The organism is Streptomyces sp. SP17BM10 (assembly GCF_036322405.1).
In the GTDB taxonomy this organism is placed as follows: domain Bacteria; phylum Actinomycetota; class Actinomycetes; order Streptomycetales; family Streptomycetaceae; genus Kitasatospora.
The window spans coordinates 99,979-109,305 of sequence record NZ_JAQYXB010000647.1 but is presented as its reverse complement, the minus strand read 5'-3'; the positions used below and the strand labels follow the sequence as shown (position 1 = coordinate 109,305).

Here is a 9,327-nt window from a genome sequence, read left to right as displayed (position 1 = left end):
GCCGTACAAGAACATCGCCAACGACATCGCGATCGATCCCAAGGACCCGTCGAAGGTGATCCTGGCCGTCGGCTGGCGCGGTGGCGACACGTACAACGGCTTCTACAGCAAGGCCGCGGACGGCAGTTGGCAGCGCGTCGCCTCGCTGGGCGACCTGCCGACGGACGCGGCGAACGTCGGCAACATGACCTTCGCCCGCTCGGCGGACGGTTCGCGCTACTACGCGATCGACCAGTCGCCGGCCGTGATGGCGAGCAACCCGGACACCGGTCTCAAGGGGATCTACGTCTCCAAGTCCGGCTCCCCGTTCGGTCCTTGGACGCTGATCGCGGACAAGGACAAGATCAAGAACTCGGGCTCCGCGCTCCAGGGCGCCGGGTACCAGCCGGGCATCCAGTCCTGGTACAACCAGTTCCTCCAGGTCGACCCGGCCAACCCCGACCACGTCTACGCCGGCCTGGAAGAGGTGCTGGAGACGAAGGACGGCGGAGCGTCGTGGTCCGTCCCGGGCCCGTACTGGAACTTCCCGTTCCCGTGCTGGAGCATCGACCCCACCAAGGTGACCGGCGACTGCTCGCCGACCGTCCACTCCGACCAGCACGCCGTCGCCATCGGCACCTACCAGGGCAAGCCCAGCGTGTACGTCGGCAACGACGGCGGCATCTACACCCGCCCCGTGAACGGTTCGGCGGACGCGTCCGGCCACGCCACGGACTGGAAGTCGCTGGCCGACGGCACCATCGACACCCTGCAGTACTACTCGGTCGGCGTCGGCAAGGACCCCGCGGACCGCTCCGGCAAGGGCGTCATCGTCAGCGGCGGCATGCAGGACAACGGCGAGTCGATCCTTCGCGCCCACGACAAGGTGATGGGCTCCAACTTCGGCGGCGACGGCGCCGACACCCTGGTGGACCCGAACAACGGGTGCAACATCGCCGAGGAGTACGTCTACCTCGACATGTGGGTCACCCAGAACTGCGCCGTCAACGACGGCTCGGGCAACAGCGACCCGAGCAAGGCCACCTCCTACGAGGTCGCCCCGCCCGACAAGGCCACCAGCTCCGCCCGCTTCATCGCACCGATCACCAGCGACCCGAAGGACGTCAACACCTGGATCGCCGGCGGCCAGCACGTCTGGGTGCAGCACAAGGGCTACGCGATCCGCAGCGGCGGCGAGTGGACCGCCGCCTACGACCTCGGCGCCGGCCACTTCGCCACCGCCGTCGCGATCGTCAACGGCACCGTGTACGCGGGCTGGTGCGGCCCCTGCAACAACCAGGGCTTCACCCGCGGCATCGCGGTCGGCAAGACCGACGGCACCGGCTGGCACCAGCTCAACCTGCCCGTGGACGGCACCGTCCCGAACCGGTACGTGTCCTCGTTCGCGGTCGACGAGAACGACGCCCAGCACGTCTTCGTCGCCATGAGCGGCTTCTCCCGGACCTGGACCGAGGGCCCCGGCGCCGGCATCGGGCACCTCTTCGAGACCCACGACGGCGGCGCCACCTGGACCGACGTCTCGGCCAACCTGCCCGACGTCCCGGCCACCTCGGTCAAACTCCTGCCGAACGGCGGCCTCGCGCTCGGCACCGACCTCGCGGTCTTCTACCGCGCCCCGGGCGAGACCCGCTTCTCGGTGCTCGGCAAGAACCTGCCCACCACCTCGGTGCAGCAGCTCAAGACCGGCCCCGACGGCCGCCTGTACGCGGCGACCTTCGGCCGCGGCATCTGGTCGATCAACCCGCGCGAGCTGTACGAGGACGGCGACAGCCAGGGCTGACCGCGACACACCCGAACACCGGTGCCCGGCACGCTCACCCGAGCGCGCCGGGCACCGGCACACTCGGAACCGTCGGCGCGCCGCCGACGTCCAACCGCGGAGCCGACCGAGACCGGAGACCACTGCCCGTGAAGAGAACCGCCGCCCTCCCGGCAACCGCCCTGCTCCTCGCCCTCACCGCGACCGCCTGCGCATCCGGCGGCGGAACCGCCCCGACGCCGCCCGCCCGGACCACCGTCCCGGCGTCGACGGTGGTCCCCGGGCCACCGCCCGGCATCGCCTCCGGCGAGCCCGCCCCCGTACCGGCCCCGGCCGGCACGAGCCCCACCGCACCGCCCCCGCCCCCGGCCACGGGCGCGGCCACGGGCGCGGCCCCCGGCCGAACGGCCCCTGCGGGCGGCACCGGCGCGGCCCCCGCGGGCACCACGGCCCCGACGCCGAAGCAGGCGCCTCCGCCGCAGGTGAGCCCCGCGCCCACGCTCCCACCGAACGACGGCGAGAACCCGGTCGACCTCCAGCACCGCCCCGGCGGCGGCCCCGTCCGCCCGACGGGCTGACGGCCTCCTGGCGCTCCTCATCCGGGCACACGGTGCACGGGACGAACGTGCTCGAGTGCTCGTCGGCGGCCGTTGGAGCAACGTCGTCCAACTCGTCGCTTTGCCGCTCTTGATGGCGGGGTAGACCGTACTCGGAAGGTCCGCGGACCGGCGGGCCCGTGCGACTCATGACGCCGTCCCCGCCGACCAGGACCTCATTCGCGAAGAGCTCGCGCTCCTGCGCGCCCGACTCGCCACCCGCAACCCACCCCCACCCTCACCTCGTCCGTCCCCACGCGGAGGCGCCCAGTGACCTGGGGAGTCGACTACCCGTGGACGCATCCGTCGGCCAGTGCGCTTAAGGCCGCCGGCGCGTCCTTCGCCATGCGCTACCTCTCCACCGACCAGAGTAAGAACCTGACGTTCGCCGAAGCCACCGACCTTGCCGCGCACGGCATTTGGTCCGGCGTCGTGTGGGAGACCACCGAAGGCCGGGCCCTCGCGGGGCACGCCGCCGGCGTCTGCGACGCCGGCGAGGCGGCAGCACAGGCCGCGGCCTGCGGCATGCCCGCGGACCGGCCGATCTACTTCGCCGTCGACACCGACACCTCGTGGGCCCGCGTCGAGCCGTACTTCGCGGGCGTGTCGGGCGTCCTCGGCGCGGCGCGGACGGGTGTCTACGGCGGCCTGCACGTCGTCCGGGGCGCAGCCGCCTCCGGGCTCGTCACCTTCTACTGGCAGACCTCCGCCTGGTCCGGTGGCGTCTGGGATCCGCGCGCGCACCTGCGGCAGGGCGGATCGATCACGATCGGCCGGGTCGAATGCGACCGCAACGACGCCACCGTCGCCGACTACGGGCAGTGGATGCCCGGCCGCGCCCCGATCCTGCAGGAGGACGACATGCCGTACACCGAGGAGCAACTCCGCGCGATGATCCGCGAGGAGGCCGCCAACGCGGTCAGCAGCCAGCCCGTCCGCGACGCGATCGCCTACGCCGTCCACTACGGGGACGACAACGCGGACGGCATCCGGACCCTGGTCCGGTCGCTGCCCCAGCAGGTCTGGGAGCACGGCCTGCCGAACGTCACCGCCGACTGGCGCCAGAAGACCGGGCCGGACGCCGTCGTCCCGGCCCAGTGGCTGCTCGCCGCCGCCAACCCGATCCAGCTGCAACTCGCCGCGGCCCAGGCCCAGATCGCGGCGCAGGCCGCCGTGATGAAGACCCTGCTCGAGCACGCGAGCGGCGTCGACACGGCGACCGTCACGGCCGCGATCGAAGCCGCCGTGGCGAAGGCCCTGGCGGCCGGCGTGGAGATGCACGTCACCACCGGCCCGGCCCCGACCACCCCCGTCCCTCCCCCGGCCCCGACTCCTGCGACTTCCTGAGGAGACCCAGATGTCCGACTCCCTGCGCCGCACGATCCGCACGATCCTCCAGACGGTGCTCGGCCTCGCCGCGGCCCTGCCCGTCCTGGTCCACACGACCGGCGTGCCCTCGGCCCTGCCCGGCCTCGGCGTCGCCCTCGCCGTCGCCGCCGCGATCACCCGCGTCATGGCGCTGCCGGCCGTGGACGCGCTCCTGCCGGCCTGGCTCAAGATGGCACCTTCCGCACCTCCCGCACCGCCCGCACCGCCCACTCCGGCGGAGGCGAGCACCGCCGGAGCTCCCGAAGCGTCATAACCGCCCTCCGGTCACGCCGGAGGGGCGGGCGCAGCATGTGCGCTGCGCCCGCCCCTCGGCCGCCTCAGACGCCTCGGCCGCCTCAGCCGGCGAGGACCGGCGGGCGGACGTAGCGGGTGCCGGAGGACTGCACCCAGCCGTGCCGGGTGGCGAGGTAGCCGGTGAGCTGTTCGGCGAAGTACTGGACCATGTCGTTGCGCTCGGGTTCGCCGTGGACGAGGACGTCGAGGCCAGCCTTCTCCTGGTAGGCGATGACCTCGCGGACCTCCGCCTCCATGCGCTCGCGGTAGGCGGCGGCGCCGATCCGTCCGGCGGACAAATCGGCGCGGGCGACGCGCAGTTCGGTGGTCTGCGGGAAGGAGCCGATGGTGGTGGTCGGCAGCAGGGGCAGGCCGAGGCGGGCGTGCTGGGCCTCGGCGCTGGGGGTAGGCCTGGGCGCGGCGGGTGTCATCGAGGGTGACGGCGGCGGAGCGGGCGCGGACGGCCGGGTCGCGGGTGATCGGGGAGGCGGCCCGGGAGGCGAGGTCGGCGCGGTTGGCGGCGAGTTCGGCGGTGATCGCCGCGGTGCCCTCGCGCAGGCCGCGGGCCAGCAGGGCGGTCTCCCGCGCCTTCTGCTTGGCGAAGGCGAACCAGCGCAGGATCTGCGGGTCGACGTCGCGCTCCGCGGCGGCGTCGATGGGCACGTGGAGGAGGGAGCAGGACGGCGCGACGTCGACCCGGTCGGCGAGGCCGAGCAGGGTGGCGAGGGTGGCGAGGTCGTCCAGATTGGCGGCGGCCGGCCCGGTGAAGTCCAGCGCGAGGCCGTCGACGGGGGCCTTGGCGAGGACGGGCAGGGCCTCGCCGAGGCGGTCGAAGTAGCTCGCGACCAGCAGCTTCGGACGGTCGGCCGGCGCGCCGAGCTCGTGGTAGGCGCGGGCGGCGACGTTGAGCTCGGCCGGCGTGCGGTCCTGGACGAGCGCGGGCTCGTCCAGCTGCACCCACTCGGCGCCCGCGGCCTTCAGGGCGGCGAGCAGCTCCGCGTAGACGGGCAGCAGGCGGTCCAGCAGGGTGATCGGCTGGAAGTCCTCGTCGACGCCGGGGGCGGGCTTGGCGAGCAGCAGGTAGGTGACCGGGCCGATCAGCACCGGGCGGGCGCGGTGGCCGAGCGCGAGTGCCTCGGTCAGCTCGCCGACCGCCTTGGCGGGGTTGGCGGCGAAGACCGTACCCGGGCCCAACTCGGGCACCAGGTAGTGGTAGTTGGTGTCGAACCACTTGGTCATCTCCAGCGGCGCGACGTCCTGCGTGCCGCGCGCCATGGCGAAGTACCCGTCCAGCGGGTCCGCGTCGACGGCGGTCCGGTGGCGGCCGGGGATCGCGCCGACGGCCACCGAGGCGTCCAGCACGTGGTCGTACAGCGAGAAGTCGCCGGTCGGGACCTCGGCGACACCGGCCTCTGCGAGCAGCGCCCAGCCTTCGCGGCGCAGCCCGGCGGCGGTGGCCTGGAGCTGTTCGGCGGTGACGACGCCCTTCCAGTAGCCCTCGATCGCCTTCTTGAGCTCGCGGCCCTGCCCCTGGCGGGGGTAGCCGTGTAGCGGAGCCCGGACCGGCCGACAAGGTCGGTGTCCATGCCATGACCGAGGCTTTGACCACCATGACCCGGCCTTGACCAGGCGTGATGCCGCCAGTGGCGGTCACACGCCAACCCGCGGGGCCGGACCGGGGTTCGCCACGCACACGGAACGCCCGTGGTCCGTGCGGGTTGCGGGGCGGGAGCCGCGCCGGGCTCCCGCCGCACCGTCAGCGCACCGCGGCCGGGCGCACCGGGTGCTTGCTGAGGATCGACACCCGGTTGAAGGCGTTGATGGCGATGGCCACCCAGATCACCGCGGAGATCTGCTCGTCCGTCAGCGCCTCGCGCGCGGCGGCGTACGCCTCCTCCTGGAGAGCTGCGTCAGCGGGCGTCGTGGTGGCCTCCGCGAGGGCGAGGGCGGCGCGCTCCTGCGGGGTGAACAGCCGGGTGTCGCGCCAGGCCGGGAGGGTACCGAGGCGCTGGGTGGTCTCGCCGGCCCGCAGGGCTGCCGCGGTGTGGAGGTCGAGGCAGTAGGCGCAGCCGTTGACCTGGGACACGCGCAGGTTGACGAGTTCCACGAGCCGCCGGTCCAGCCCGGCCTCCGCCGCCGCGCCGCCCGCCGCGTCGGCCGTGGCACGCATGGCGCGGAAGGCCGCCGGTGTCTCCTTGTCGATGAACACCCGGCGGCGGGCGGGGGCGGCGGTCACGGTCGTCGTCACATCGGTCACGGGAACTCCCTGGACGTTTCACTGTCGGTCGGCACTGCGCCATGGCATGATAGTTGAAAATAGAACTTTCTGGGAAGCGAGCACACCGTGACCACCACCGGCACCAATCCTGCCGAACCGCACGCCGGAACCCGGGAGGCCGGGCCCCGGGTCGAGATCCTGCCCGCGCGGGACGTGCCGCTCGGCGGGCCGCGGGCGATGACGGTGCGCCGGACCCTGCCCCAGCGCGCCCGCACGCTCATCGGCGCCTGGTGCTTCGTCGACCACTACGGCCCCGACGACGTCGCCGACACCGGCGGCATGGACGTCGCCCCGCACCCCCACACCGGCCTCCAGACCGTCAGCTGGCTGTTCAGCGGCGAGATCGAGCACCGCGACAGCCTCGGCGTCCACGCCTTCGTCCGCCCCGGCGAGCTCAACCTGATGACGGGCGGCCACGGCATCAGCCACAGCGAGGTCTCGACGCCCGTGACCACCGTCCTGCACGGCGTCCAGCTCTGGGTGGCGCTCCCCGAGCAACACCGGCACACCGCACGGGACTTCCACCACCACGCGCCGCGGCCCGTCGCCCTGGACGGCGGCGAGGCCCGCGTCTTCCTCGGCACCCTCGCCGGCGACACCTCCCCCGTCCCGACCTTCACCCCGCTGCTGGGCGCCGAGCTCACGGTCCACCCGCACTCCACGATCGCCCTCACCGTCGACCCCGCCTTCGAGCACGCCCTGCTCGTCGACCGCGGCGACGTCACGCTGGCGGGCGACGTCGAGCGCGCGGGCACCCCGGTGCGCCCGGCCGCACTCGGATACCTGGCTCCCGGATCCACCACCATCACCGTCACCAACACGGGCGACGAGCCGGCCCGGACGGTCCTGATCGGCGGCACGCCGTTCGAGGAGGAGATCGTCATGTGGTGGAACTTCATCGGCCGATCCGGTGACGAGATCGTACAGGCACGAAACGACTGGGAGAAGGGTTCCCGGTTCGGCGAAGTGCACGGCTACGACGGCGGCCGACTGCCCGCCCCGGAGCTGCCCTCGATTCCCTTGAAGGCGCGGGGGCGGGTGCGCTGAGCTGCGGAGACGCGTGCCGGTGGATTGGTAGGGACGGTCGGCCGCCGGAGCTGCGGTGGCCCGTCGACCCTGCCCGGGCGGCGATGGATGGGTCGTGTGCCGGAGGGCGGGCGAGACGGGAGTCGAAGATCCGCAGAGTCTTACCTGTGTGGGTGTGACAGCGCTTGCTCGGATGAATGCTGACCTTTTGCTGACGTACCTGACGGTGAATCAGATCTTCGGTACCTGGCGCTCAGGTCCTCCGGCACGCCGGACGACCTGCCCGTGAGGTTCTGTCCCGGCCTTCCGCTCGCTCCCCCTACTCCGGGAGGAGTACGGCGACGCCGGTGACCCGGTCCGTGGCGAGGTCCGCGAGCCCCTCGTCCGCCCGTCGCAGGGGGTAGCGGGTCACGTGCACGGCCGGGCGGGTCCGGGCGGCCGAGGTGACGGCGTCGGCCGAGGAGTCGCGTGCGGCGGTGGGGAACTTCGTCCTGCGCATCAACAGCCTCGGGCGCGGGCAGATCACCTTCCCGACCTACGCGGGGGAGAGCGGTGTCACCACCGGGACGCTCTGCCCCGTCGGCACCCGGGTCACCACGATCACGGGGAAGGTCTCCACTGCCGGGGTCGAGGGCAAGCTCGACTTCACCGCTTCCCGTACCTGACCCCGGGGCGCTGACGCGCACCACGACGGCGGCTCTGCCGGTGTTCGGCTCCTCGGAGCCCGGTCACGCGGGCAGGGCCGCGGTCGTGGTGGGCCGGGTCCTGGGACGTCGGCCGAGCAGTACGCCCGTCCCGACCGCGGAGAGCACCGACACGGTGCCGCCGAGCAGGAGTCCGTAGCGTGGGCCCGCCGTCTGGCAGAGCCAGCCGATGCCGGGTGCGGCCAGCGGGGTGGTGCCCAGTGAGGCGAGCATGTAGAGGCCCATGACCCGGCCGCGCAGCGCGGGGGCGACGGCGAGCTGCAGCCGGGCCTTGGCGGCCGTCATGAAGAGCAGGAGCGCCGCTCCGGTCGGCACCAGCGTCAGGACGAAGGTGCGGAAGTCGGGCATCAGGCCGCTCGCGGCCTCCAGCGCCCCGAAGGCGAGCGCGTAGCCGGCCGTGTGCCGCCAGCCGCGGGGGCGCGCGCGGGCCGCGCGCAGCGAGCCGGTCACCGCGCCCACGGCGAGCGCGGCGGAACCGATGCCGAAGGCGTCGTCCGGGCTGTGGAAGACCTGGGTGGCCATCAGCGCGGTGGTGATCTGGAAGTTCATCCCGAAGGCGGCGACGAGGGCCACCAGCACGAGTGTCAGGCCCAGCTCGGGGCGCTCGCGTACGTACCGCAGCCCGGCCCGCACCTGCCGCCCGGCGGCGCCTGCGGGAGCCGGTGCCGGGCGCAGGGCGCGGGTGTCCATGCGCAGCAGGTTGGCCAGGACCACGGCGTAGGAGAGGGAGTTGAGGGCGAAGGCCGGGGCGACGCCGAAGGCGGCGATGACGGGGCCGGCCAGTGCGGGGCCGACCACTCGGGCGAGGTTGAGCACCGCGCTGTTCAGCGCCAGCGCGCTCGGCAGGTCGTCGGGCTCGACGGCCTCGGCGATGAAGGCTTGCAGGGTGGGCTTGTCGACGACCATGGTCAGGCCCAGTGCGAGGCAGAGCGCGTAGACGGCGCCCAGGGTGGCGGAGCCGGTGGCGGTGAGCAGGGCCGCGGCGAGGGCGAGCGTGCCGTGGAGGGTCTGGGTGAGCAGCAGCAGCCGGCGTTTGGGGAAGCGGTCGGCGAGTGATCCGCCGCAGGCGCCGAACAGCAGTATCGGCAGGAGTTGCAAGGCGGTGGTGATGCCCAGCTGTGTGCCGTCGCCGTGGGACAGCTGCAGGACGAGCCAGCCCTGGGCGATGTTCTGCATCCAGGTGCCGGTGTTGGAGACCGCCTGGCCGATCGCGAGGAGGCGGTAGTTGCGGTGGCGCAATGGTGCGAGGGTCGATGTGCGCGCGGGTGGGGTCGGTGCGGCCGGTCCGCGGGGGTGGGCCAT

8 protein-coding genes and 2 pseudogenes are annotated in these 9,327 nt (G+C 73.2%); 6 read left to right on the top strand and 4 right to left on the bottom strand.

Going from position 1 to position 9,327, the window contains the following annotated elements; all coding sequences use genetic code 11:
- From PUR71_RS30060 to PUR71_RS30045, 4 genes and pseudogenes are all read left to right on the top strand, one after another.
- Positions 1-1,780: pseudogene (locus tag PUR71_RS30060) on the top strand (glycosyl hydrolase); the annotation flags it as partial.
- 128 nt (positions 1,781-1,908) lie between these two features.
- Positions 1,909-2,337: a hypothetical protein gene (locus PUR71_RS30055; RefSeq protein WP_329930318.1), complete on the top strand. Its 429-nt coding sequence runs from the start codon at positions 1,909-1,911 to the stop codon at positions 2,335-2,337.
- Between the two features lie 288 nt (positions 2,338-2,625).
- Positions 2,626-3,702: a glycoside hydrolase domain-containing protein gene (locus tag PUR71_RS30050; RefSeq protein ID WP_329930317.1), complete on the top strand. Its 1,077-nt coding sequence runs from the start codon at positions 2,626-2,628 to the stop codon at positions 3,700-3,702.
- Between the two features lie 10 nt (positions 3,703-3,712).
- On the top strand, positions 3,713-3,997 hold the full coding sequence (locus PUR71_RS30045; protein ID WP_329930316.1) for a hypothetical protein: 285 nt from the start codon (positions 3,713-3,715) through the stop codon (positions 3,995-3,997).
- A gap of 85 nt (positions 3,998-4,082) precedes the next feature.
- On the opposite strand, the pseudogene PUR71_RS30040 reads toward PUR71_RS30045, so the two are convergent.
- Both PUR71_RS30040 and PUR71_RS30035 read right to left on the bottom strand, forming a co-directional pair.
- Positions 4,083-5,577 (bottom strand): annotated as a pseudogene (locus PUR71_RS30040) (5-methyltetrahydropteroyltriglutamate--homocysteine S-methyltransferase); the annotation flags it as partial.
- Positions 5,578-5,773: 196 nt separating this feature from the next.
- Complete coding sequence (locus tag PUR71_RS30035) at positions 5,774-6,187, bottom strand: carboxymuconolactone decarboxylase family protein (RefSeq protein ID WP_329930324.1); 414 nt, start codon at positions 6,185-6,187, stop codon at positions 5,774-5,776.
- 174 nt (positions 6,188-6,361) lie between these two features.
- Between PUR71_RS30035 and PUR71_RS30030 the strand changes: the two genes are divergently transcribed.
- Positions 6,362-7,342 (top strand): pirin family protein, encoded by a 981-nt coding sequence (locus PUR71_RS30030; protein ID WP_329930315.1) that lies wholly within the window; start codon positions 6,362-6,364, stop codon positions 7,340-7,342.
- 298 nt (positions 7,343-7,640) lie between these two features.
- Here the strand turns inward: PUR71_RS30030 and PUR71_RS30025 are convergent, their stop codons facing one another.
- Positions 7,641-7,820, bottom strand: coding sequence for a hypothetical protein (locus PUR71_RS30025; RefSeq protein WP_329930314.1), 180 nt, complete (start codon positions 7,818-7,820; stop codon positions 7,641-7,643).
- On the opposite strand from PUR71_RS30025, the gene PUR71_RS30020 reads away from it, so the two are divergent.
- Positions 7,798-7,986 (top strand): hypothetical protein, encoded by a 189-nt coding sequence (locus PUR71_RS30020; protein WP_329930313.1) that lies wholly within the window; start codon positions 7,798-7,800, stop codon positions 7,984-7,986. The two genes, PUR71_RS30025 and PUR71_RS30020, sit on opposite strands and share 23 nt — an antisense overlap.
- Positions 7,987-8,049: 63 nt before the next feature.
- Here PUR71_RS30020 and PUR71_RS30015 read toward each other — a convergent pair whose 3' ends face one another.
- The gene (locus PUR71_RS30015; protein WP_329930312.1) at positions 8,050-9,327 is read right to left on the bottom strand and encodes an MFS transporter; all 1,278 of its coding nucleotides are present in this window, start codon (positions 9,325-9,327) and stop codon (positions 8,050-8,052) included.

Excerpts from the sequence above, each read along its gene's own strand:
- PUR71_RS30045 (WP_329930316.1), top strand. The coding sequence starts at position 3,713 with ATGTCCGACTCCCTGCGCCGCACGATCCGCACGATCCTCCAGACGGTG.
- PUR71_RS30035 (WP_329930324.1), bottom strand. The coding sequence starts at position 6,187 with ATGCGTGCCACGGCCGACGCGGCGGGCGGCGCGGCGGCGGAGGCCGGG.
- PUR71_RS30025 (WP_329930314.1), bottom strand. The coding sequence starts at position 7,820 with ATGCGCAGGACGAAGTTCCCCACCGCCGCACGCGACTCCTCGGCCGAC.
- PUR71_RS30015 (WP_329930312.1), bottom strand. The coding sequence starts at position 9,327 with ATGGCCCACCCCCGCGGACCGGCCGCACCGACCCCACCCGCGCGCACA.